The organism is Cellulomonas sp. C5510, assembly GCF_019797765.1.
Lineage (GTDB): Bacteria > Actinomycetota > Actinomycetes > Actinomycetales > Cellulomonadaceae > Cellulomonas.
Genome location: NZ_CP081862.1, coordinates 2,541,620 through 2,564,607, shown reverse-complemented (window position 1 = coordinate 2,564,607; position 22,988 = coordinate 2,541,620). Strand labels below are relative to the sequence as shown.

The 22,988-nt window shown below is 75.5% G+C and carries 20 protein-coding genes; 15 read left to right on the top strand and 5 right to left on the bottom strand.

The annotated features are described in order from the left end of the window. Positions 1–24 precede the first annotated feature (24 nt). Together ispG and K5O09_RS11865 are read left to right on the top strand one after the other, a co-directional pair. Positions 25–1,161: a flavodoxin-dependent (E)-4-hydroxy-3-methylbut-2-enyl-diphosphate synthase gene (gene ispG, locus K5O09_RS11870; RefSeq protein ID WP_222172757.1), complete on the top strand. Its 1,137-nt coding sequence runs from the start codon at positions 25–27 to the stop codon at positions 1,159–1,161. Between the two features lie 6 nt (positions 1,162–1,167). After that, positions 1,168–2,073, top strand: coding sequence for a GNAT family N-acetyltransferase (locus K5O09_RS11865; protein ID WP_370635438.1), 906 nt, complete (start codon positions 1,168–1,170; stop codon positions 2,071–2,073). 30 nt (positions 2,074–2,103) lie between these two features. Here K5O09_RS11865 and K5O09_RS11860 read toward each other — a convergent pair whose 3' ends face one another. Together K5O09_RS11860 and K5O09_RS11855 are read right to left on the bottom strand one after the other, a co-directional pair. After that, positions 2,104–3,270 (bottom strand): LCP family protein, encoded by a 1,167-nt coding sequence (locus K5O09_RS11860; RefSeq protein WP_222169738.1) that lies wholly within the window; start codon positions 3,268–3,270, stop codon positions 2,104–2,106. 179 nt (positions 3,271–3,449) lie between these two features. Further along, positions 3,450–4,343 (bottom strand): Fpg/Nei family DNA glycosylase, encoded by an 894-nt coding sequence (locus K5O09_RS11855; RefSeq protein ID WP_222169737.1) that lies wholly within the window; start codon positions 4,341–4,343, stop codon positions 3,450–3,452. 55 nt (positions 4,344–4,398) lie between these two features. On the opposite strand from K5O09_RS11855, the gene K5O09_RS11850 reads away from it, so the two are divergent. Continuing rightward, positions 4,399–6,210, top strand: coding sequence for a proline--tRNA ligase (locus K5O09_RS11850; RefSeq protein WP_222169736.1), 1,812 nt, complete (start codon positions 4,399–4,401; stop codon positions 6,208–6,210). A gap of 159 nt (positions 6,211–6,369) precedes the next feature. On the opposite strand, the gene K5O09_RS11845 is transcribed toward K5O09_RS11850, so the two are convergent. Beyond that, positions 6,370–7,554 carry a DUF4439 domain-containing protein gene (locus tag K5O09_RS11845; protein WP_222169735.1) on the bottom strand — a complete coding sequence of 395 codons (1,185 nt, stop codon included), beginning with the start codon at positions 7,552–7,554 and terminating at the stop codon, positions 6,370–6,372. Between the two features lie 260 nt (positions 7,555–7,814). Between K5O09_RS11845 and rimP the strand changes: the two genes are divergently transcribed. The 5 genes from rimP (at position 7,815) to rbfA (ending at position 13,496) form a co-directional block, all read left to right on the top strand. After that, entirely contained in the window at positions 7,815–8,432 is a 618-nt protein-coding gene (rimP, locus tag K5O09_RS11840) for a ribosome maturation factor RimP (RefSeq protein WP_222169734.1), read from the top strand. Between the two features lies 1 nt (position 8,433). Continuing rightward, entirely contained in the window at positions 8,434–9,558 is a 1,125-nt protein-coding gene (gene nusA, locus K5O09_RS11835) for a transcription termination factor NusA (protein ID WP_222169733.1), read from the top strand. Further along, positions 9,555–9,926: a YlxR family protein gene (locus K5O09_RS11830; protein WP_222169732.1), complete on the top strand. Its 372-nt coding sequence runs from the start codon at positions 9,555–9,557 to the stop codon at positions 9,924–9,926. The genes nusA and K5O09_RS11830 overlap by 4 nt, the downstream gene beginning before the upstream one ends. A 174-nt stretch (positions 9,927–10,100) precedes the next feature. Further along, positions 10,101–12,950, top strand: a complete 2,850-nt coding sequence (gene infB / locus K5O09_RS11825; protein ID WP_222169731.1) for a translation initiation factor IF-2 — start codon at positions 10,101–10,103, stop codon at positions 12,948–12,950. A 93-nt stretch (positions 12,951–13,043) separates the two neighbouring features. Then, positions 13,044–13,496 carry a 30S ribosome-binding factor RbfA gene (gene rbfA, locus K5O09_RS11820; protein WP_222169730.1) on the top strand — a complete coding sequence of 151 codons (453 nt, stop codon included), beginning with the start codon at positions 13,044–13,046 and terminating at the stop codon, positions 13,494–13,496. 54 nt (positions 13,497–13,550) lie between these two features. Here the strand turns inward: rbfA and K5O09_RS19220 are convergent, their stop codons facing one another. Next, the gene (locus K5O09_RS19220) at positions 13,551–13,781 is read right to left on the bottom strand and encodes a hypothetical protein (RefSeq protein WP_255595355.1); all 231 of its coding nucleotides are present in this window, start codon (positions 13,779–13,781) and stop codon (positions 13,551–13,553) included. Between the two features lie 123 nt (positions 13,782–13,904). Between K5O09_RS19220 and K5O09_RS11810 the strand changes: the two genes are divergently transcribed. The 7 genes from K5O09_RS11810 to K5O09_RS11780 all read left to right on the top strand — a co-directional run bounded on the left by K5O09_RS11810 (position 13,905) and on the right by K5O09_RS11780 (position 21,756). Next, entirely contained in the window at positions 13,905–14,540 is a 636-nt protein-coding gene (locus K5O09_RS11810; protein WP_255595354.1) for a TetR/AcrR family transcriptional regulator, read from the top strand. Continuing rightward, positions 14,537–15,493 carry a tRNA pseudouridine(55) synthase TruB gene (gene truB / locus K5O09_RS11805; RefSeq protein ID WP_222169729.1) on the top strand — a complete coding sequence of 319 codons (957 nt, stop codon included), beginning with the start codon at positions 14,537–14,539 and terminating at the stop codon, positions 15,491–15,493. Before K5O09_RS11810 ends, truB begins: the two co-directional genes overlap by 4 nt. Before the next feature lie 166 nt (positions 15,494–15,659). Continuing rightward, positions 15,660–16,664, top strand: coding sequence for a bifunctional riboflavin kinase/FAD synthetase (locus tag K5O09_RS11800; protein WP_222169728.1), 1,005 nt, complete (start codon positions 15,660–15,662; stop codon positions 16,662–16,664). 92 nt (positions 16,665–16,756) lie between these two features. After that, positions 16,757–17,026 carry a 30S ribosomal protein S15 gene (gene rpsO / locus K5O09_RS11795; protein WP_154730160.1) on the top strand — a complete coding sequence of 90 codons (270 nt, stop codon included), beginning with the start codon at positions 16,757–16,759 and terminating at the stop codon, positions 17,024–17,026. Positions 17,027–17,240: 214 nt separating this feature from the next. Then, the gene (locus K5O09_RS11790; protein ID WP_222169727.1) at positions 17,241–19,475 is read left to right on the top strand and encodes a polyribonucleotide nucleotidyltransferase; all 2,235 of its coding nucleotides are present in this window, start codon (positions 17,241–17,243) and stop codon (positions 19,473–19,475) included. Between the two features lies 1 nt (position 19,476). Continuing rightward, positions 19,477–20,805, top strand: coding sequence for a pitrilysin family protein (locus K5O09_RS11785; protein ID WP_222169726.1), 1,329 nt, complete (start codon positions 19,477–19,479; stop codon positions 20,803–20,805). A gap of 114 nt (positions 20,806–20,919) precedes the next feature. Then, positions 20,920–21,756 (top strand): AraC family transcriptional regulator, encoded by an 837-nt coding sequence (locus K5O09_RS11780; protein WP_222169725.1) that lies wholly within the window; start codon positions 20,920–20,922, stop codon positions 21,754–21,756. Here the strand turns inward: K5O09_RS11780 and K5O09_RS11775 are convergent. Beyond that, positions 21,753–22,928, bottom strand: coding sequence for an MFS transporter (locus K5O09_RS11775; protein WP_222169724.1), 1,176 nt, complete (start codon positions 22,926–22,928; stop codon positions 21,753–21,755). The genes K5O09_RS11780 and K5O09_RS11775 overlap by 4 nt on opposite strands. Positions 22,929–22,988 lie beyond the last annotated feature (60 nt).

Genomic DNA, 22,988 nt, shown 5'->3' with positions numbered 1-22,988 from the left:
GTGAGCACCCCCATCAGCCTGGGCATGCCGGAGGCCCCCGCCCCCGTGCTGGCCCCGCGGCGGCCCACCCGGAAGATCCGCGTCGGCAAGGTCGAGGTCGGCGGCGACGCGCCCGTCAGCGTGCAGTCGATGACGACGACCCTGACGTCCGACGTCAACGCCACCCTCCAGCAGATCGCCGAGCTGACCGCCGCCGGGTGCGACATCGTGCGGGTCGCGGTGCCGAGCCAGGACGACGCCGACGCCCTGCCGGCCATCGCCCGCAAGTCGCAGATCCCCGTGGTCGCGGACATCCACTTCCAGCCGCGGTACGTGTTCGCGGCCATCGACGCAGGCTGCGCCGCCGTCCGCGTCAACCCGGGCAACATCCGCAAGTTCGACGACCAGGTCAAGGAGATCGCCCGGGCCGCGCAGGACGCCGGAGTCTCCCTGCGCATCGGCGTCAACGCCGGCTCGCTCGACCCGCGGCTGCTCGCGAAGTACGGCAAGGCGACGCCGGAGGCCCTCGTGGAGTCGGCCGTGTGGGAGGCGTCGCTGTTCGAGGAGCACGACTTCCACGACTTCAAGATCTCGGTGAAGCACAACGACCCGGTCGTGATGGTGCGCGCCTACGAGCTGCTCTCCGAGCGCGGCGACTGGCCGCTGCACCTCGGGGTCACGGAGGCGGGCCCGGCGTTCCAGGGCACCATCAAGTCGGCGACGGCGTTCGGGGCGCTGCTCAGCAAGGGCATCGGCGACACCATCCGCGTCTCCCTGTCCGCGCCGCCGGTCGAGGAGGTCAAGGTCGGCATCCAGATCCTCCAGTCGCTCAACCTGCGGCCCCGCAAGCTGGAGATCGTCTCGTGCCCGTCGTGCGGGCGGGCGCAGGTGGACGTGTACACGCTCGCGGAGCGCGTCACCGCCGGGCTCGAGGGGCTGGAGGTGCCGCTGCGCGTCGCCGTGATGGGCTGCGTGGTGAACGGCCCGGGCGAGGCGCGCGAGGCGGACCTCGGCGTCGCGTCGGGCAACGGCAAGGGCCAGATCTTCGTGCGCGGAGAGGTGGTGCGCACCGTGCCGGAGTCCGCCATCGTCGAGACGCTCATCGACGAGGCCATGCGGATCGCCGAGAGCATGGACGCGGCGCAGGACGGCAGCGGCGGGCCCGTCGTCACGGTCGGCTGATCCGTGGTGCGCGGCGTCGAGGAGGACCTGGCCGCCGGCGGTGGGCCCGCCCACGCGGGGGAGCCACGCCTGCTCGACGACACCGACGTACCCGCGGCGCTCGCGGTCTGCGCGCAGGACCCGGTCGCCGCGGTGCTCGCCACGACGCGGTTGGAGCAGGCCGCGCTGCACGGGCTGCGGCGCGTCGGCGGGCAGCTCTGGGGCTACGACGCCGGAGGGAGGCTCGCGGCCGTGTGCTGGGCGGGGGCGAACCTCGTGCCCGTCGTCCCGGACGCGGCCGTGCGGGAGGACGCGCTCGACGGCTTCGCGGCGTTCGGGCGTGCGCAGGGCCGGCGGTGCTCCTCCGTCGTCGGGGACGCGGCGGCCGTGCTCGGGCTCTGGGACCGGCTGGCGCCGTCGTGGGGTGCCGTCCGGGAGGTCCGGTCGGACCAGCCGTCGATGGTCATCGACCACGCGCCCGCCGTCGATCCCGATCCGGCGGTGCGGCGCTCGACGCCCGGGGAGTACGACCTGGTCCTGCCCGCCTGCGTGCGGATGTTCACCGAGGAGGTCGGGTACTCGCCGGTCGCGGGCACCGGCGGCGCCTACGAGGCGCGGGTGCGGTCGCTGGTCCGCGAGGGGCGGTCGTTCGTGAGGATCGAGTCCGGGGCGTCCGGTCCCCAGGTGGTGTTCAAGGCGGAGCTCGGGGCGGTCGCGGGCGGGGTCGCGCAGGTGCAGGGCGTGTGGGTCGACCCGGCGCGGCGCGGCGAGGGGCTCTCGGAGGCGGGCATGGCGGCCGTGGTCACGCTGACGCGCCGCGCCGTGGCGCCCACCGTGTCGCTCTACGCGAACCACTACAACGAGCGAGCCCTCGCGGCGTACCGCGCCGTCGGCTTCCGCCAGGTCGGCACGTACGCGACGGTGCTGTTCTGAGGCGCCTGCCCGGCGTGGGCCGGCGGGGCGTCAGGGCGCCGTCGTGACCGCCGCGCCCGCCGGGTCGGTCCCGTCGCCGGTCGGCTCGCCCGCGAGCGGCTGATCCGCGTTCAGCCGCTCCCAGAGGGCGTCGGCGTCCGACGTCCACACCACGCGGTCGGGGTCGGACGGCGCCTCCGCGACCGGCACGGTCACCGGCGCGAGAGTCGCGGGGTCCACGTCGCGCAGCGTCAGCGCGATGCCCGCGAGCGACCGCAGACCGAGGCCGTCGCTCACGGACAGGGACCGGCTCACCGCGGTGAGCACCGGCATGAGCGTGCCCGGGTCGGTCAGCAGGTCGGTGGACTGCACCTGGGCGGCCAGGGCGTCGATGAGCTGCTGCTGCCGCTCGATGCGTGCCAGGTCGGAGCCGAGCTCCAGGCCGTTGCCGGTACCCGTACGGGCGCGCAGGAACGCCAGGGTCGTGGTGCCGTCGAACGTCTGCGGGCCGGCGGGGACGTGCAGGCCCGCCTTGGGGGAGTCCATCGCCTCGGGCAGGTCCATCGGTACCCCGCCGAGGGCGTCCACGACGTCCCGGACGCCGTCCATCTTCACGACGATGCTCTCGTCGGTGCGGACGCCCGAGTTCTCCTCGAACGTGCGGCGGGTGCACGCGGCGGCCGCGGCGAGGTTGCCCGTGCTGCCGGCCCCGATCATGAACGCGTCGTTGAACATCGCGGACTCGCGCGGTCTGCTCGTGCTGCCGTCCTCGAGCGTGCACGCCGGGATGCGGACGAGCGAGTCCCGGGGCACGGACACCAGGTCGACCCGCGTCCGGTCGGCGGAGAGGTGCACGAGGATCGTCGTGTCCGACCTCATGCCCTCGACCTCGCCCGCCAGCTCCGCGTTCTCGCCGTCCCGGCTGTCGGTGCCCATGACGAGGATGCTGAGCGGCCGGCCGGCGTACCCGTCGGCGGGCGGCGGCTCCTCGACCGCCCGGTCGTCCGCCAGGAACGCGTCCACGTCCGCGTGCTCGATCCCCGCGTCCACCGAGGCGTACAGCGCGGCGGCGCCGGAGACGCCCGAGAGCGCGACCGCCGCTGCGGTCGCGCCGGCGACGCGGGCGACCCTCCCGCGGGTGCGGGGCGGCCGGGCGTGGCGGACGGACCGGGCGGCGGCACGGGTGTGCCGGGCGGTACGGCGGCTGGCAGCGGTCATCCTCCGAGGCTAGGGACGCCGCGCGCGCACCGGTGGGTCACGGGGTGCAGCCCCCGCCAGGATCCTGTGCGCGAGGCGTGAAGACCACCGACGGCGGCGCGGCGGCCCTCGCGGCGCCGCGGCCCGCCCGGATCGGAGGGCCCGCCCGGCTCAGCGGTGCGCCCGGGTCAGCGGCCCGCTCAGCGCAGCAGCCGCGACATCCGCCGGTCGGCCAGCGGCGTGCCGCCGGTCTGGCACGTCGGGCAGTACTGGAGCGAGGAGTCCGCGAACGACACCTCGTGGACCGTGTCCCCGCACGGCACGCCGTCCCAGCCGGGGCAGGGCAGTCCCGTGCGCCCGTGCACGCGCATGCCCCGGCGCTTGGCGTCCTTGAGCTCCGCGGCCGGCCGGCCCGCGGACGCGGCGACGGCCTCCCGCAGCACCCCGACCGTGGCGGCGTGCAGCCGGGCGACCCGCTCGGTGTCGAACGACCGCGTCAGCGCGAACGGGCTGGTGCGCGCCACCAGCAGGATCTCGTCGGAGTAGGCGTTGCCGATCCCCGCGATCGTGCCCTGGTCGCGCAGGAGGCCCTTGACCTGCTGGTTGCGGGCGGCCATGAGCTCCGCGAGCCGCTCCGGCGTGAACTCCGGCGACAGCGGCTCCACCCCGAGCGTGGCGACCTGCGGGACGTCGGCCGGGTCGGTCACCACGGACACGGCGAGCCGCTTGCGGGTGCCGGCCTCCGTCAGGTCGAACCCCGAGCCGTCGTCCAGCCGCACCCGCAGCGCGAGCGGCGACCGCCCGGGGCGCACCGGCGTCGCCGGCAGCGACTCGGACCAGCGCAGCCACCCCGCCCGGGCCAGGTGGAAGACCAGGTGCAGCGCGTCCCCGCCGGCGGGCGGGCGGATCCCGAGGTCCAGCCACTTGCCGTGGCGCCCCGCGGAGACGACCTCCCCGCCCGTGAGGTCCTGCGGGGCGGGGCGGAACGTCTTCAGCGCGCTGATCGCCCCCACCTCGACGCCCGCGACGGTGCGCCCGACGGCGCGCTCGCGCAGGAACGCGGCCAGCGACTCGACCTCGGGGAGCTCCGGCATGACCCCATGGTGGCGCAGACGTCCGACACCTGCCGCTCCCACTAGGCTGCGGCCCATGCTGCTTCGCCTCTCCACGCTCTTCGTCCGCACCCTGCGCGAGGACCCGGCCGACGCGGAGGTGGCCAGCCACCGGCTGCTCGTCCGCGCGGGCTACATCCGCCGCGCCGCCCCCGGCATCTACACGTGGCTGCCGCTGGGCCTGCGGGTGCTGGGCAAGGTCGAGCAGGTCGTGCGCGAGGAGATGGCCGCCGCCGGCGCGCAGGAGGTGCACTTCCCGGCGCTGCTGCCCAAGGAGCCCTACGAGGCGACGGGCCGGTGGGCGGAGTACGGGCCGAACATCTTCCGCCTGAAGGACCGGCGTGAGGCCGACTACCTGCTGGCGCCCACGCACGAGGAGATGTTCACGCTCCTGGTCAAGGACCTGTACTCCTCGTACAAGGACCTGCCGCTCACGCTGTTCCAGATCCAGACGAAGTACCGCGACGAGGCCCGCCCGCGCGCCGGGCTGATCCGCGGGCGCGAGTTCGTCATGAAGGACGCGTACTCGTTCGACGTCGACGACGCCGGGCTCGAGGCGTCCTACCAGGCGCAGCGCGACGCGTACGAGCGGGTCTTCACGCGCCTCGGCCTCGAGTACGTGGCCGTGGCCGCGACATCGGGCGCGATGGGTGGCTCCCGCTCCGAGGAGTTCCTCACCCCGACGGCGATCGGCGAGGACACCTTCGTGCGGTCCCCCGGAGGCTACGCGGCGAACGTCGAGGCCGTCACGACCGTCGTGCCCGACGCCGTGCCGTGGGACGACGCGCCCGCCGCGCACGTCGAGGACACCCCCGACACCCCGACGATCGACTCGCTCGTCGCCCTCGCGAACGCCCGCTTCCCCCGCCCGGACCGGCCGTGGACCGGGGCGGACACGCTGAAGAACGTCGTTCTCGCGCTCGTGCACCCGACCGGGGAGCGCGAGCTGCTGGTCGTCGGGCTCCCCGGGGACCGCGAGGTCGACCTCAAGCGCCTGGAGGCCGCGGTCGCACCGGCCGAGGTCGAGCCGGCCGTCGAGGCCGACTTCGCCGCGCACCCCGAGCTCGTCAAGGGCTACATCGGCCCGGCCGTGCTCGGCCCGAACCGTGAGGGCCTGGCGGCCGACGCCGAGGGCCGCACCGCCGTGCGGTACCTGCTCGACCCGCGTGTCGTGCCCGGCACCCGGTGGATCACCGGCGCGAACGAGCAGGGTCGCCACGTGTTCGACCTCGTCGCGGGGCGGGACTTCACGGCCGACGGCACGGTGGAGGCCGCCGAGGTCCGCGCCGGCGACCCGGCCCCGGACGGCTCCGGCCCGCTGGAGCTCGCCCGCGGCATCGAGATCGGCCACATCTTCGCGCTGGGCCGCAAGTACGCCCAGGCGCTCGGGCTGACCGTGCTCGACCAGAACGGCAAGTCCCAGGTCGTCACGATGGGCTCCTACGGCATCGGCGTGAGCCGCGTGCTCGCCGCGCTGGCGGAGGCCAACCACGACGACCGCGGCCTCGCGTGGCCGGCCCAGGTGGCGCCCGCGCTGGTGCACGTCGTCGCGACCGGCAAGGACGCCACGGTGTTCGAGGCCGCGGAGTCGCTCGCCCGCACGCTCGACTCGCGCGGCATCGAGGTGCTGTACGACGACCGCCCCAAGGTCTCGCCCGGCGTGAAGTTCGCCGACGCCGAGCTGCTCGGGGTGCCGCTCACCGTCGTGGTCGGACGGGGCCTGGCGGACGGGGTCGTGGAGGTGCGGCCCCGCGTCGCGACCCCCGACGGCCCGCAGGCCGAGCAGGTGCCGGTCGCGGACGCGGCGGACCGCGTCGCGGAGCTGGTGGACGCGCTCCTGGCGCGCTGACCCGGGCCGGCCCGCTCCGTCCCGGGCGAGCGCGGACCCGACCCGACCGGCCCCGCCCCTCGACGCCGGCGGGGCCGCACGCGTCGCGGCGTTCCGCCGGACCCCGCGGCGAGGGCAACCCCGACTGCGGGGGAGGCGTGCGGCCGACCCGCGCGCGGGTCAGCCCGCGGTCGGCGTCGGCGTCGGGGCGGTGGGCGGCAGGCCCGGCAGGGCGGTGGGCGTCGCACCCCACGCCAGCGCCGCGACCGCCGAGGTGCGCAGGCCGTCGACCGCGGCGGTGCGGTCGGCCGTCGACGCGCCCGTGCCGAGCATCGCGTCGGCGTGGACGGCAGCCAGGTCGGTCAGCAGCCCGGCCGCGAAGGTCCGCACGGCCTCGGCGGTCGACACGTCGCCGTCCAGCTCGTAGGCGACGCGGCGGGGGTCCTCGGCGGTGCCCGCGACGCCGACGGCCTCCGCCCAGGCGGCCGCGGCGGCGCGGTGGGCCTCGGCGGCGGACCGGGCACGCGCCCGCTCGTCGTCGGCGAGCCGGGCGGCGGCGACCTCGAACCCGTAGCCGGCTTGGTCCTCGGCGAGCACGAGGGCGAGGGCGTCGGTGCGGTCCAGGTCCGCGCCGAGCGCGTCGGAGGATCCCGTCGCAGGCGGCTCCGGGGAGGCCGACGCACCGGCCGACGTGGACGCCGACGGCAGCGCCGCCGACCCGTCACCCGAGCCCGACCCGTCCGCGTCGCCGCCGGTCGTGAAGCCGTCCTCAGGTTCGGCGTCGACCACGGGCGGCTCCGTGCCGAGCGCGGCCGCGAGCCGGTCCGTCAGCTGGGCGCGGGACGCGGCGACAGCGGCGAGCAGCCGGGCCAGGCCCGGGTCGTCCGCCGTCCGGGCTCCGGCGCGCGCCTCGGAGGCCGCGTCGCCGAGCAGCGCCAGGACGTCGGCGGGGCCGGCGGCCGGGCCGGTGGCCGTCGGCGTGGGCGGCTGCGTCGCGCCCCCGGGCTCCGGGAGGCCCGACTCGTACACCCCGCCGAGGGCCGCCACCTGGTCCGCGGCCGTCGAGGAGACCAGGCCCAGGACGACGGCGACGGCCTCGTCGGCGCCCGAGGTGGCGGCGCCGGCCGCGTCGACCAGGGCCAGGGCGTCGTCGACGGCGTCCCGCCGGACCTGCTCCGCGGCGTCCGGCGCGGGCTCGGCGGGCGGGTCGGTCTCGAGGCGCAGGCCGCAGCCCGACAGCAGCGCGGCGGTGCCGAGCGCCAGCACGCCCGCCAGGGCGCGGACGCGCCGGGACCGGGCAGGTCCGGGGCGCGCGGCGGGGCGCGGGACGGGGCGCGTCAGCAGGCGCGGGGCGGTGCGGGGCATCGCGGGCGATCCTGCCACGGCGGCCCGCCACGCGGCCGGACCCGAGGTCCCGGCGGGGGCCGGTGTCGCGCACGTCGCACCCGTGCGCGGCTCCGTCGGGAGGGTGCGGCGCCCCGGAGTCAGTACGCTGGGCGCAGCACGCGGTCCGCCGCGCGCCGCTCCACCGTGCAGGACCGACAACCACACAGCGTCGACGTCCCCGGTGTCGGCGTGCGCGCGACGAGGCCGCACCCCGCCGAGGACCGACACAGGAGGTCAACATGCCCGCGCCCGTCAGCGCGCAGCGCATCCGGGAGACCATCGAGCCGGTGGTGGCCGCCGCCGGGCTGTGGCTGGAGGACGTCGAGCTCGCGCGCGACGCCGGCCAGCCGGTGGTGCGCGTCGTGGTCGACGCGGTGGAGGACGCCGAGGAGGCCGTCGACCTGGACGGCGTCGCCGCGGTGTCGCGCACCGTGTCCGACGCGCTCGACGCGCTCGACGGCCTGCCGGACCGGTACACCCTCGAGGTGTCGACCCGCGGGGCCGACGCCCCGCTCACCGCGCGCCGGCACTACGCCCGCGCCCTCGGGCGGCTGGTCGTCCTCGGTCTGGCCGACGGGACGGTGCTGGCCGGCCGCCTCGTGGACGTCGTCGCCGGCGGGGCTGACGGGGCCGACGGGGCTGACGGGGCCGACGGGGCCGACGGTGACACGGTGGTCGTCACCCCCGTGACCCCGGGACTCAAGGGCCGGCCCGCGAAGGTCGGCGACCCGGTGCGGGTCCCGCTCGAGCGGGTGCGCGAGGGCCGGGTGGAGGTCGAGCTCGTCAAGGACGGCGGGCGCGGCGAGGACGGCGCCGGCGACGGCGCGGCGGACGGGCCGACGGGCCGGGAGGACTGACGTGGACATCGACATGCAGGCGCTGCGGCTCATCGAGCGCGAGCGCGACATCAGCCTGGACGTGCTGGTCTCGGCCATCGAGCAGGCGCTGCTCTCGGCCTACCACCGGACGCCGGACGCCTACCCGGACGCCCGCGTCGAGCTCGACCGCCGGTCCGGGCACGTGACGGTGTGGGCGCGGGAGCGCACGGTGGTGCCCGCGCCCGACGCCTCCGACGTGGACGCCGACGCCGCCGCGACGGCCGTGCCGCCGACCACGACGGTGACGGGCCCGGAGTTCGACCACACGCCGGCGGGGTTCGGGCGCATCGCGACGGCCACGGCCCGCCAGGTGATCGTCCAGCGGCTGCGCGACGCCGAGGACGACCAGGTGCTCGGGCAGTTCCGCGGCAAGGAGGGCGAGGTCCTCGGGGGCGTGATCCAGCAGGGTCGTGACCCGCGCGTGGTGCTCGTCGACGTCGGCGGCACGGAGGCGGTGCTGCCCGCGCACGAGCAGGTGCCCACGGAGCAGTACGTGCACGGCGAGCGCATCCGCGCGCTGGTGCTGGACGTCTCCCGCGGGGCGAAGGGGCCGCAGATCACGCTGTCGCGCACCCACCCGAACCTCGTCCGCAAGCTGTTCGAGCTGGAGGTCCCGGAGATCGCCGACGGCCACGTCGAGATCACGGCGCTGGCGCGCGAGGCCGGCCACCGCACCAAGATGGCCGTGCGCTCGACCGTCCCCGGGCTCGGGGCGAAGGGCGCGTGCATCGGCCCGCTCGGGGCCCGGGTGCGCGCCGTGATGGCCGAGCTGCACGGCGAGAAGATCGACATCGTCGACCACTCGGACGACCCGGCCCGCATGGTCGCGAACGCCCTGTCGCCGGCGCGGGTGCTGTCGGTCACGGTCGTCGACCCCGCTGCACGTGCCGCCCGCGTGGTGGTGCCGGACTACCAGCTCTCGCTGGCGATCGGCAAGGAGGGCCAGAACGCGCGGCTGGCGGCGAAGCTGACCGGGTGGCGGATCGACATCCGGTCCGACGCGCAGGAGCCGGCCGAGGGCGCGGGGGCGCCCGCCAGGGCCGACGACGGCGCGCCGGAGGGCTCCGCGGGCCCGGCCCCGCGTGCCGCCGGTCGAGCAGAGTGACCTCGCGCGCTAGACTGGACGCGGCTGGGCCGGACGCCCGGCTCTCCTCGCCGAGCAGGCGCCACCCCCGACACCCCGCAGCGCACGTCGCCGCGCCGGTGGTCGTGGGCCCGGTGCGCACGTGCGTGGGGTGCCGGACTGCCGGACCGAGGTCGGCTCTGCTGCGCGTGGTCGCGGCGGCGTCGGACACGGGTGAGACCGTGCTCGTCGTCGACGTGCGTCGCGCGCTGCCGGGCCGGGGGGCGTGGCTGCACCCCGATCCTCACTGCCTCGAGCTCGCCGAGCGCCGACGTGCGTTCCCGCGGGCCCTGCGACTCGCGGGGCCGCTGGACACGTCCGCGGTCGGGGAGCACCTCGGGGCGGGGTGAGGCACGACCGTCGCCGCCGGGCGCCTGCCCGGTGGCATGTGCACCGTCGAACAGGAAAGCGGGTCGAAGAGCCGATGGCTGCCCGATGAGCACGCACCGATGAGTACCCAGCGATGAGTACCCAGCACTAACGACGGTCCACCCTGTCCTGGGCGGGCCGAGACAGGGAGAGATGTGGCCAAGGTCCGCGTCTACGAGCTCGCCAAGGAGCTCGGAGTCGACAGCAAGACCCTCATGACCAAGCTGAACGAGCTCGGTGAGTTCGTGCGCTCGGCGTCCTCGACGATCGAGCCGCCGGTGGTCCGCAAGCTGCGGGACACCTACCCGGCCGGTGGCGGCGCCAAGCCCGCCCCCGCCCGCCCGGCCCCGGCCGCCGCCCCCGCGGCGTCCGCCCCGGCACCCTCGCCGGCCCCGGCGGCCCGCCCCGCGGCGTCCGCCCCGGCGGCGACCCCCGGCCCGGCGCAGCGCCCGGCCCCCGAGGCCCCGGCCGCGTCCGCACCGGCGGAGCCCACGGCCCCGGCCGCCCCCGCCGAGCAGGCGGCTCCGGCGGCCCGTCCGGCCGCCCCGCGTCCGGCCGCCCCGTCGCCGCGTCCCGCGGCGCCGTCGCGCCCGACCGAGGGCGGTGACGGCCGCTCCGGTCGTCCCGGTGGCGCCCCGCGTCCCGGTGGGCCGCGTCCGGGCAACAACCCGTTCGCGCCCTCGCAGGGCATGCCGCGCTCCGGTGGCCCGCGTCCCGGTGGCCCGCGTCCGGGCAACAACCCGTTCGCGCCCTCGCAGGGCATGCCCCGTCCCGGCGAGCGCCGCTCCGAGGCGCCTGCTGCGTCCGCGGGTGCCGGCGACCGCCCGGGTGGCCCGCGTCCCGCGGCGCCGCGTCCCGGTGCCCCGCGGCCGAACCCCGGCATGATGCCCGGCCGCAGCACCAGCGGCGTCGGCCGTCCCGGTGACCGTCCCGCCCGCGCGGGCGGTGGCGGTGGCCGTCCCGGCGGTGGCGGCGGCTACGGCGGTGGCGGTGGCCGTCCCGGTGGTGGCGGCGGCTTCGGCGGCCGTCCCGGCGGCGGTGGCCGTCCGGGTGCCGGTGGCCGCGGCTCGACGCAGGGTGCCTTCGGGCGCGCCGGCGGCCGTCCCGTCCGCGGACGGAAGTCGAAGCGGGCGAAGCGCCAGGAGTTCGAGCAGATGCAGGCGCCGTCGCTCGGCGGCGTGCAGGTGCCGCGCGGGAACGGCTCGACCGTCATCCGCCTGCGCCACGGCTCGTCGCTGAACGACTTCGCCGACAAGATCGACGCCAACCCGGCCTCGCTGGTCACGGTGCTGTTCCACCTCGGTGAGATGGCCACGGCGACGCAGTCCCTCGACGAGGACACCTTCGGCACGCTGGCCACCGAGCTCGGCTACGTCGTGGAGATGGTCTCGGCCGAGGAGGAGGACCGCGAGCTGCTCGGGGCCTTCGACATCGACCTGGACGCCGAGCTCGAGGGGGAGTCCGACGAGGACCTGTTCCCTCGCCCGCCGGTCGTCACGGTCATGGGTCACGTCGACCACGGAAAGACCAAGCTCCTCGACGCGATCCGCTCCACGGACGTCGTCGCGGGCGAGGCCGGCGGGATCACGCAGCACATCGGTGCCTACCAGGTCCGCACGGAGCACGAGGGCCAGGACCGGGCCATCACGTTCATCGACACCCCGGGTCACGAGGCGTTCACCGCCATGCGTGCCCGTGGTGCGCAGGTGACGGACATCGCGATCCTCGTGGTCGCGGCGGACGACGGCGTGATGCCCCAGACCATCGAGGCGCTCAACCACGCCCAGGCGGCGAACGTGCCGATCGTGGTCGCGGTCAACAAGGTGGACAAGGAGGGGGCCAACCCCGCCAAGATCCGCCAGCAGCTCACCGAGTACAACCTGGTGGCCGAGGAGTACGGCGGCGACACGATGTTCGTCGACGTCTCCGCCAAGCAGCGGATGGGCATCGACGACCTCCTCGAGGCCGTGCTGCTGACCGCGGACGCCGCGCTCGACCTGCGGGCCAACCCCGACAAGGACGCCCGCGGTGTCGCCATCGAGGCGAACCTCGACAAGGGCCGCGGCGCCGTCGCGACCGTGCTGGTCCAGTCCGGCACGCTGCACGTCGGTGACGCGATCGTCGCGGGCACGGCCCACGGCCGCGTCCGGGCGATGTTCGACGAGCACGGGGACAACGTCACCGAGGCGGGCCCGGCCCGTCCGGTGCTGGTCCTCGGCCTGGCGTCGGTGCCGAGCGCCGGCGACACCTTCCTGGTGGCGCCCGACGAGCGGACCGCGCGGCAGATCGCCGAGAAGCGCGAGGCCGCCGAGCGTGCCGCCCTCCTGGCCAAGCGCCGCAAGCGCATCAGCCTCGAGGACTTCACGCAGGCGCTCCAGCAGGGCAAGGTCGAGACCCTCAACCTGGTCCTCAAGGGCGACGTGTCCGGTGCCGTCGAGGCGCTGGAGGACGCGCTGCTCAAGATCGACGTGGGCGACGAGGTCGACCTGCGGGTCATCCACCGCGGTGTCGGTGCGATCACGCAGAACGACGTCAACCTCGCGACGGTCGACAACGCGATCATCATCGGCTTCAACGTCAAGTACGCGGAGCGGGTGGAGGAGCTCGCCGAGCGCGAGGGCGTGGACGTCCGGTTCTACTCGGTCATCTACCAGGCGATCGACGACGTCGAGGCCGCCCTCAAGGGCATGCTCAAGCCGGAGTACGAGGAGGTGCAGCTCGGTACCGCCGAGGTGCGCGAGGTGTTCCGCTCCTCCAAGTTCGGCAACATCGCCGGTTCGCTGGTCCGGTCCGGGGAGATCCGCCGCAACTCCAAGGCGCGGGTGCTCCGGAACGGCAACGTCATCGGTGACAACCTCACCATCGAGTCGCTCAAGCGGTTCAAGGACGACGCCACCGAGGTCCGCGAGGGCTACGAGTGCGGTATCGGCCTCGGGTCGTACAACGACATCACCGAGGGTGACGTCATCGAGACCTGGGAGCTGCGCGAGAAGCCGCGTTCCTGACAGGTCCCGCTTGCGGGTCTGCCCCCACGCACGGAGCGTGGGGGCAGACCCGCGGTCGTCCGTCCGCGACGCGGGCGGTGAGAGGAGTTCGACATGGTGGACCACCCCCGGGCCCGCAAGCTCGCGGACCGCATCCAGCAGGTCGTCGCGCAGATGCTCGACACCCGCGTCAAGGACCCGCGCCTGGGTTTCGTGACGGTGACCGACGTCCGCGTGACCGGTGACCTGCAGCACGCGAGCGTGTTCTACACGGTGCTGGGCGACGACGAGGCCCGCGAGGGCACGGCCGCGGCACTGGAGAGCGCGAAGGGCCTGATCCGCTCGGAGGTCGGCAAGCAGACCGGTGTGCGGCTGACGCCGACGCTGGAGTTCCACCTGGACGCCGTCCCCGAGACGGCGGCCCACCTGGACGCGGCGCTGCTCGAGGCGGCCCGGCGCGACGCCGAGGTGTCGCAGCTCGCGCAGGGGGCGCGGTACGCCGGCGACGAGGACCCGTACCGCCGCCCGGCGGACGAGGACGAGGACGAGGCGGACGCCGCGCGCTGACCCCGGGTCACGTCCCGGCCCCGGCTGCGGCCCGGCTCCGGTCGTCCCGGGTGCTCAGGGCGCGGCGTACCCGCTGCCCTCCGCGGCGAGCGCCAGCCACGCCGGCCCGGCGGCCAGCGCCGTCGGGCCCGCGGGGAGCAGCACCCGTGCGCCGATGCGCGGCGCGACCAGGCCGGCGAGCGGTGCGACCACCATCGGCGCCGCCGTCCACGACAGGGTGCGCAGGCCCGCCTCCAGCGGGGAGCAGCCCTGGGCGACCTGCAGGTACTGCGCGAGCAGGAACACCGCGCCGAACGCGCCGAGCGGGCGTGGGGGTGCGGGCCTGCGCCGACATCCGCCTCCAGTGAGCATCGACTGATCACTGTGACCGGACAGGGTCGCTAGTTATCGACTGATAACCTGTCGCGCATGGATGTCGACGCCCGGAGCACCGTCGCCCGCGCGCCCCGGATGTCGGGCGAGCGGCGCCGCGAGCAGATCCTGGCCGCCGCGATGACCGTGTTCGCCGAGGGCGGCTACGCCGGGACCACCACCGACCAGGTCGCGCGGGCCGCCGGCGTCTCGCAGCCGTACGTCGTCCGGCTGTTCGGATCCAAGCAGCGCCTGTTCCTCGAGCTCTACCGGTCCGCCACCGGCCGCGTCCTGGAGGCGATGGCCGCGGTGGCCCCGGGCCCGGACGCCGTCGAGCGCACCGGCCGCGCGTCCATGGAGCTCATGGCCGACCGCGACCTGCTCCGGGTGCTCATGCACGGCTTCACGTCGGACGACGCCGAGGTCGGGCAGCTCGCGCGGCACACCCTCGGCGAGGTCTTCCGGCTGTTCCGGGCGCGCGTCGGGGCCGACGTCCCCGACGCCGACGAGACCGCCCGCCGGTTCGTGGCCGACGGCATGCTCTTCAACGTGCTGCTCAGCTCGGACGGCTTCGCGCACGCCGGCGAGGACGCCGGCCTCGACGCCCTGCTGCGCTGCTTCGCCCCCGAGGTGGTGGCCGCGGCCGCCGGGGAGGTGCCGGCCGCCGGTGCCGCGGCGGGGGAGCGCGCATGAGCCCCGCGCGTGAGCAGCGCCGCCCCGACCGCCCCCGCCGCCCCACCGCCCCGGACGGCCTGCTCGTCGTCGACAAGCCGCAGGGCTGGACCAGCCACGACGTGGTCGCGAAGGTCCGCGGGCTCGCCGGCACCCGCAAGGTCGGGCACGCGGGGACGCTCGACCCCATGGCCACCGGCGTGCTCGTGCTGGGCGTCGGCCGGGCCACCCGGCTGCTGACCTACGTGGTGGGCGCCGACAAGGAGTACACCGCCACCGTGCGCCTCGGCGTCGCGACCACGACGGACGACGCCGAGGGCGAGGTGCTGACCCGCGCGGACGCCTCCGGCGTGACGCGAGCCGCCGTGGAGGCGGGCGTCGCCGCGCTCACCGGCCCGATCCAGCAGGTCCCGAGCGCCGTCAGCGCGATCAAGGTGGACGGGCAGCGCGCCTACGCCCGGGTCCGCGCCGGGGAGGACGTCGAGCTCGCCGCCCGGTCCGTGACGATCCACCGGTTCGACGTGCACACGGTGCGGCCCGCCGTCGACGCGGGTGTGCCGGCGGTCGACGTGGACGTCACCGTGGTGTGCTCCTCCGGGACCTACATCCGCGCCCTGGCCCGTGACCTCGGCCGCGCGCTCGGCGTCGGCGGCCACCTGACCGCGCTGCGGCGCACCCGCGTCGGCGGCTACCCGGTGGCGGACGCCCGGACGCTCGAGCAGTTGGACGCGTGGCCGGCGGACGTCCCGCTGGACACGCTGCCCCTGGCGGACGCCGCCCGCGCGACGTTCCCCGTCCGCGAGCTCACCGGGGACGAGGCGCGTGCCCTGTCGTTCGGGCAGCGGATCCCCGCGTCGGGCTCGGGGGCGGGCGTCACGGTCGCGGCCGTGACGCCCGACGGGGAGCTGGCGGCGCTGCTCGAGGACCGCGGGCCGCACGCCCGCCCGGTGCTCGTGTTCGCCGCCGCGTCCTGACCCCGGCGCCGCGGGCGTCCCCGGCCGGGCCGGCCGCTCGCTCCTGCCGCGCCGGTCGGTGCGCCGGCGGCGGAGGCACCCGTCGCGCCGTGGCAGGCTTGTCCCCGCGCCGCGACCGCCGGCGCGCTCGACACGCGCCACGCGGCGCCGACGGACGGGAGTGCGTGTGCAGCGCTGGACGGACCTGGCGCAGGTCCCCGCGGACTTCGGGCCGTCGGTGGTGACGATCGGCAACTTCGACGGCGTCCACCGCGGTCACGTCGGCGTGCTGACGCGCATGGTCGCCGATGCGCGTGCCGCGGGCGCCCGGTCCGTCGCGGTGACGTTCACGCCCCACCCGCAGCAGGTGCACCGCCCCGAGACCGCCCCGCCGCTGCTCACGGGCGACGAGGACCGCCTGGAGCTGCTCGGGCAGACCGGCCTGGACGCGGTGCTGCTGCTGACGTACACGCTGGAGTTCGCCCAGCAGACCGCCGAGGAGTTCGTGCGCCGCTACCTCGTGGACGGGCTGCACGCGCGGACGGTCGTCGTCGGGCGCGACGTGCGGTTCGGACGCGGCAACGCCGGGGACCTCGCCACGATGACCGAGCTCGGGGAGCGGTTCGGCTTCGGCGTCGAGGTGATCGAGGACGTCGTCCCGGACGGGTCCGAGGTGCGCGAGCTCGGCGACGCCCTGGCCGACCCGCTGCGTCGCCGGTGGTCCTCGACGTGGGTGCGGGAGCTGCTCGAGGCGGGCGACGTCCGGCAGGCCGCGCGCGTGCTCGGTCGCCCGCACCGGATGCGCGGGACGGTGGTGCACGGCGCGAAGCGGGGCCGGGAGCTCGGGTTCCCGACGGCCAACCTGGCACCCGGCTCCGACGGGATGGTCCCCGCGGACGGGGTGTACGCCGGCTGGCTGCGCCGGCCCGCCGTGGCGCCGGGGTCGCCGGACGCCGTGCTGCCCGCCGCGGTCTCCGTGGGCACCAACCCGACGTTCGACGGTGCGCGGCGCAGCGTCGAGGCGTACGTGCTCGACCGCACGGACCTGGACCTGTACGGCGAGCAGGTGGTGGTCGAGTTCGTCGAGCGGCTGCGGCCGACGCTGCGCTTCGACTCCGTGGACGCGCTGGTCGCGCGCATGCACCAGGACGTCGAGGGTGTCCGGGGCGTGCTCGCCGGCGCCGCCGGCTGATAGACTCGCACAGCCGTCAGAACGGCCGCGGACCGAGAGCGCCCGGGTGGACCTGCCCCGGAGCACCGCGCAACGAGACAAACTGGAGAGCCGTGCCCCTCGACAGCGCCACCAAGAAGTCCATCATGGCCGAGTACGCCACCCACGAGGGTGACACCGGCTCGCCGGAGGTCCAGATCGCCCTGCTGACGCAGCGCATCAACGACCTGAACGAGCACCTCAAGACGCACAAGCACGACCACCACAGCCGTCGTGGGCTGCTGCTGCTGGTCGGCCAGCGTCGTCGCCTCCAGGGCTACCTGCAGAAGGTCGACATCGACCGCTACCGCAGCCTGATCCAGCGGCTCGGCCTGCGCCGGTGACCGCCTGACCGGCCCGGACCCCGTGCGGGGTCCGGGCTGGTCGCGCGTCGGGCCCCGGCCCGGCGCACACGTCCCACCCAGCAAGACACCAGCAACGACGGGTGCCGGTCGACGCGTCCGGTCCTCGGTAGTGGTTCCCGGAACGCGTGTCCGGGCTCCTCGATCGAAGACCGCCGTGACCGGTCCGGCGCCCTCAAGACGAAGGAGGGCACCCGTGGAGGGTCCCGAGATCCAGTTCGCCGAGGCCGTGATCGACAACGGCCGCTTCGGCACGCGCACCGTCCGCTTCGAGACCGGCCGCCTCGCCAAGCAGGCCGCCGGCTCCGCGATGGCCTACCTCGACGGCGAGACGGCCCTGCTGTCCGCCACGACGGCGGGCAAGCACCCCAAGGACCAGTTCGACTTCTTCCCCCTCACGGTGGACGTCGAGGAGCGGCAGTACGCCGCCGGCAAGATCCCCGGCTCGTTCTTCCGTCGCGAGGGTCGCCCCTCGACGGACGCGATCCTCGCCTGCCGGCTGATCGACCGCCCGCTGCGCCCCCTGTTCGTCAAGGGCCTGCGCAACGAGGTCCAGGTCGTCGTCACCGTCCTGGCGATCCACCCGGACGACGCGTACGACGTGCTCGCGATCAACGCCGCGTCCATCTCCACCCAGATCTCCGGCCTGCCGTTCTCCGGCCCGGTCGGCGCCGTGCGCATCGCGCTGATCGACGGCCAGTGGGTCGCGTTCCCGCGGTACACCGAGCGCGAGCGCGCGACGTTCGAGATCGTCGTCGCGGGTCGCGTGGTCGGCGACGACGTCGCGATCGCGATGATCGAGGCCGAGGCGCCCGAGAAGTCCTGGAACCTCATCAAGGACGCCGGCGGCGTCGCCCCGACCGAGGCCGTCGTGGCCGAGGGCCTCGAGGCCGCGAAGCCGTTCATCCGCTCGCTCGTCGTGGCGCAGCAGGAGCTCGCCGCGCAGGCCTCCAAGGAGACCCGCGAGTTCCCGACGTTCCCGGACTACCAGCCGGACGCGTACGAGGCCGTCGAGGGCGCCGCGGAGGGCAAGATCCGCGAGGCCATGCAGATCGCCGACAAGCAGACCCGCGAGGGCCGCCTGGACGAGATCAAGGCCGAGACGCTCGACGCCCTGGCCGCCTCGTTCGAGGGGCGCGAGAAGGAGCTGTCCGCCGCTGTGCGCTCCGTGACCAAGAAGGTCATCCGCCAGCGCATCCTCACCGACGGCTTCCGCATCGACGGCCGCGGCCTGCGGGACATCCGCACGCTGTCCGCCGAGGTCGAGGTGCTGCCCCGCGTGCACGGCTCGGCGCTGTTCGAGCGCGGCGAGACCCAGATCATGGGTGTCACCACGCTGAACATGCTCCGCATGGAGCAGCAGCTCGACACGCTGTCGCCCGAGACGCGCAAGCGCTACATGCACAACTACAACTTCCCGCCGTACTCGACCGGTGAGACGGGCCGCGTGGGCTCGCCGAAGCGGCGCGAGATCGGCCACGGCGCGCTCGCCGAGCGGGCGATCCTGCCCGTGCTGCCGTCGCGCGAGGAGTTCCCCTACGCGATCCGCCAGGTCTCCGAGGCGCTGGGCTCCAACGGCTCGACCTCCATGGGGTCCGTCTGCGCCTCGACCCTGTCGCTGCTGAACGCGGGTGTGCCGCTGCGCGCGCCCGTCGCCGGCATCGCCATGGGCCTGGTGTCCGACACGGTCGACGGCCAGACCCGCTACGCGGCGCTGACCGACATCCTGGGCGCCGAGGACGCGTTCGGCGACATGGACTTCAAGGTCGCCGGCACCCGCGAGTTCGTCACGGCCATCCAGCTCGACACCAAGCTCGACGGCATCCCCGCCTCCGTGCTGGCCGACGCGCTGACCCAGGCCAAGGAGGCGCGCCTCGCGATCCTCGACGTGCTGAACGAGGCCATCGACGTCCCCGACGAGATGTCCCCGAACGCCCCGCGCGTCATCACGGTGAAGGTGCCGGTCGACAAGATCGGCGAGGTCATCGGCCCGAAGGGCAAGATGATCAACCAGATCCAGGAGGAGACCGGCGCGGACATCTCCATCGAGGACGACGGCACCGTCTACATCGGCGCGACCGACGGCCCCTCGGCCGAGGCGGCGCGGGCCGCGATCAACGCGATCGCCAACCCGCACATGCCGGAGATCGGCGAGCGCTTCGTGGGCACGGTCGTCAAGACGACCACCTTCGGCGCGTTCATCTCGCTCTCCCCGGGCAAGGACGGCCTGCTGCACATCTCGCAGATCCGTCGCCTGGTGGGCGGCAAGCGCGTCGAGAAGGTCGAGGACGTCCTCGGCGTGGGCCAGAAGGTCCAGGTCGAGATCGGCGAGATCGACCCGCGCGGCAAGCTGTCGCTCCACGCGGTGGTCGAGGACGAGGCGCCCGCCGAGGGTGCCGACTCCGCAGCGGCCGAGCCGGCCGACGCCTGACGTGCCCCTGCACCTCCCTCTGGTCGCGCCCGGGCAGCCGGGCAGCGACCTGACCGCCGGGCAGGCGGGTGACGGCGAGCTCCGTCGCTCCGTCCTGCCCGGCGGGGTGCGCCTGCTCACCGAGCACGTCCCCGGGATGCGGTCCGCGTCCGTCGGGGCGTGGGTGGGCGTCGGCTCGCGCGACGAGTCCGACGGCCACCACGGGTCGACGCACTTCCTCGAGCACCTGCTGTTCAAGGGCACCGCGCGGCGCACGGCGATGGACATCGCCGAGGCGTTCGACGAGGTCGGCGGCGAGGCGAACGCCGCCACGGGCAAGGAGCACACCTGCTACTACGCCCGGGTGCTCGACGAGGACCTCCCGATGGCGGTCGACGTCATCGCCGACATGGTGACGTCCGCCCGCCTGGACCGCGACGAGCTCGAGACCGAGCGCGGCGTGATCCTCGAGGAGCTCGCCATGAACGACGACGACCCGAGCGACGTCGTCCACGAGCGCTTCGCCACCGTCGTGCTCGGCGACCACCCCCTCGGGCGCCCGATCGGCGGCACGCCGGACACCATCCGCGCGGTCCCGCGGGACGCCGTGTGGGCGCACTACCGGCAGCACTACCGCCCGGCGACCCTGGTCGTCACCGCGGCCGGGAACGTCGACCACGACGCGCTGACCGAGCAGGTCGTCCGCGCCCTGCACGACGGCGGCTGGTCGCTCGCCGACGGCGAGGCGCCCGCCGCCCGCCGGGGCCCGTCCGAGGCGCTGCCCGTCACCGCCGGGCCGTCCCGGGTCACGGTGCGGCGCGCCACCGAGCAGGCGAACGTCATCGTCGGCGGCACCGGTCTGACGGCCACGGACCCCCGGCGCTTCACGCTGTCCGTGCTCAACGCGGTGCTCGGCGGCGGCATGTCGTCGCGGCTGTTCCAGGAGATCCGCGAGAAGCGGGGCCTGGCGTACTCCACCTACTCGTTCGCCTCCGGGCACGCCGACACCGGCGTCTTCGGGCTCTACGCCGGATGCACCCCCGGGCGCGTCGACGAGGTGACCGACCTGCTGGTGGCCGAGCTGGAGCGGCTCGCGGACGGGGGCATCACCGACGCCGAGCTGCGACGCTCGGTGGGCCAGCTGTCCGGCGGCCTGGTGCTCGGTCTCGAGGACTCGGGGTCGCGCATGAGCCGGCTCGGGAAGTCCGAGCTGGTGCACGGCGAGCTGCTGTCCACCCAGGAGTCGCTCGACCGCGTGCGCGCGGTCACGGCCACGGACGTGCAGGAGCTGGCCGCGGACCTCGCGTCCCGCCCGCGCTCCGTGGTCCGGGTCGGCCCGTTCGGCGACTGACGGCCCTCGCGACGGGCCCGGCACCACGCGGTGCCGGGCCCGTCGCGCGTCCCGGGGACGCACCGGGTCCGAGGTCCCGTTCCCCTGGCGGCGTCCCCGGGCGATCATGGGGACATGGTCGCCGCCACGTCCGCCCGCCACTCCCTGTCGCTCGCGCCGGGACCCTCCGGTCTCGTCGAGGCGCTCTGGGTGGCGCGCGGTCCCCACGGCGCGCCGCCGCGCGTCGCCCTCCCGGACGGGCGACCGGCCGCGGTGGTGCGGCTCGGCGGCCCCGTGCGCTGGATCGACCCGCTGACCCGGGACGCCGAGGTCATCGGGTCGGTGCTGCGCGGACCCCGTACCGCGCCCCAGGTCGTGCTCGCCGCCGACCCCGCGGTGCCGTCGTACGAGGTCGGGGCCCGGCTCGCCCCGTGGGCGCTGTCCGCGCTCGCCCCCGACGGCGGGCTGCTGGTGGACGACCACCGGGGCCTGGCCGCCGCGCTGGGGCTCGACCCCGCCGAGCTCGCCGGGCGCCTGGGCGACGGGCACGACGAGGAGGCGACGGCGCGGGCCCTGGAGGACCTGCTCGTCGGGGCGGTCCGCCGTCCGGTCCCCGCGGGCGACCGCGCCGACCTCGAGCGGGTGGTGCAGCTCGCCGACGAGGAGCGCGGGCTCGTCCGCGCGATCGACCTGGCGCGCTCGGTCGACCGCTCGCTCGCATCGCTGCACGCGCTCTTCGCGGAGCGGGTCGGGCTGACCCCGTCGGCCTTCCTCGCCGGCGTGCGCATGTCCTGCGCCGTGCGCGAGCTCGGCGTCGACGACCGCGGCGACGCCCGCCGGGTGGTCGAGGTGCTGCGCAGCTACGCCGACGCCGGCTACCCGCAGCGCGAGGTCGAGCGGTTCACCGGGCTCAGCCCGCTGGAGCTGCGGCGCTCCGTGCGCGGCATGGAGGAGGTCCTGGGGACCGTCTAGGGTGACGCGTCGGTCGGTGCCGGCTCGTGCTCGTCCAGGTCGTTGCGTGCGACCGGCGATGCGACCACCCAGAGAGCGGAGGCGATGGCACCGGCCGCCGAGACCCACAGCACGCCACGTGCGCCGACGATGGTCGCAAGGCCGCCGCTCGCAGCGCTGCTCATCGGCAGCATCCCGCCGAGGACGACCTGGATGCTGGCGTTCACGCGTCCGAGCATGTGGTGCGGGGTGAGCCTCTGCCGCACGGTCAGCACCGCGACGTTGTAGATCCCGCGCCCCACGGCCCCGAGCAGCAGCCCGAGGACCGGTGCGGCGAGCCAGGGGCCTGGTCCCGCCAGGGGGACGAGCGCAGCCGGGAACGCGAGCAGCGCCGCTCCTCCGACGACGGTCCGCGTGGTCCCGTGCCGCCTCGCGACCGACCCGACGACCAGGTTCCCGACGACACCGCCGACGCCGCTCGCGGCCAGCACCAGGCCGACGGTGCTGCTGGGCAGTCCGAGATCGCGGACGAGCAGCACCGTCGTCATCGGCATCCCGAGCCCGATGAAGAAGCCGAGGAGCGCCGAGGCGAGCAGGACCTGCCGCAGCACCCTGCTTGCCGTGACGACCCGCATCCCGGTCAGGACCTCCCGCAGGAGATCACGCTCGTCCCGGTGGGTCGTGCGGGGCCGGTCGTGGCGGATGCGGCCGGTGCCCAGCGCCGCGAGGGACTGCGCCGTCGCGGCGGCGAGCAGCGTGGAGCCCGCCCCCAGGCTCTGGACGAGGATGCCGCCGAGGGCCGGACCTGAGGCGTAGGAGGCGCTGCGGACCGCCTGAAGGCGACCGTTCGCCACCATGAGGCGGTGCCGCGGCACCAAGGAGGGGATGAGGCTGAGGTACGCGATGTCGACGAACACGCCGCAGGTGCCGACGGCCAGCGCGGCGAGGCACAGGGCGGCCACGCCGATCCCGGACCAGGCACCGACGGCGAGGGAGGCGAGGAGCAGCGCGCGCCCGAGGGTGCCGACGACGATCACGGGTCGCGCGGGCCACCGGTCGACCCAGGCTCCGACGGGAAGCCCCAGCAGGACCGTCGGCGCGGTGAGGCACGCCGTGAGCATCCCGATCTGCCAGGCGCTGGCGTCCGCTGCGTAGAGCGCGAGGAGCGGCAGCGTGAAGCCCGCCAGCTGCATCCCGATCTGCGCCGTCCCGTCCGCCCCGAGGAGGGTGGGCAGGTCGTGTTCCGCACGCCG

Excerpts from the sequence above, each read along its gene's own strand:
- K5O09_RS11855 (WP_222169737.1), bottom strand. The coding sequence starts at position 4,343 with ATGCCGGAGCTCCCCGAGGTCGAGTCGCTGGCCGCGTTCCTGCGCGAG.
- K5O09_RS11845 (WP_222169735.1), bottom strand. The coding sequence starts at position 7,554 with ATGCCCCGCACCGCCCCGCGCCTGCTGACGCGCCCCGTCCCGCGCCCC.
- rimP (WP_222169734.1), top strand. The coding sequence starts at position 7,815 with ATGCCCGCGCCCGTCAGCGCGCAGCGCATCCGGGAGACCATCGAGCCG.
- K5O09_RS11780 (WP_222169725.1), top strand. The coding sequence starts at position 20,920 with ATGGTCGCCGCCACGTCCGCCCGCCACTCCCTGTCGCTCGCGCCGGGA.
- K5O09_RS11860 (WP_222169738.1), bottom strand. The coding sequence starts at position 3,270 with ATGACCGCTGCCAGCCGCCGTACCGCCCGGCACACCCGTGCCGCCGCC.
- K5O09_RS11775 (WP_222169724.1), bottom strand. The coding sequence starts at position 22,928 with ATGCAGCTGGCGGGCTTCACGCTGCCGCTCCTCGCGCTCTACGCAGCG.
- ispG (WP_222172757.1), top strand. The coding sequence starts at position 25 with ATGCCGGAGGCCCCCGCCCCCGTGCTGGCCCCGCGGCGGCCCACCCGG.
- K5O09_RS11810 (WP_255595354.1), top strand. The coding sequence starts at position 13,905 with ATGGATGTCGACGCCCGGAGCACCGTCGCCCGCGCGCCCCGGATGTCG.
- truB (WP_222169729.1), top strand. The coding sequence starts at position 14,537 with ATGAGCCCCGCGCGTGAGCAGCGCCGCCCCGACCGCCCCCGCCGCCCC.
- rbfA (WP_222169730.1), top strand. The coding sequence starts at position 13,044 with ATGGTGGACCACCCCCGGGCCCGCAAGCTCGCGGACCGCATCCAGCAG.
- K5O09_RS11850 (WP_222169736.1), top strand. The coding sequence starts at position 4,399 with ATGCTGCTTCGCCTCTCCACGCTCTTCGTCCGCACCCTGCGCGAGGAC.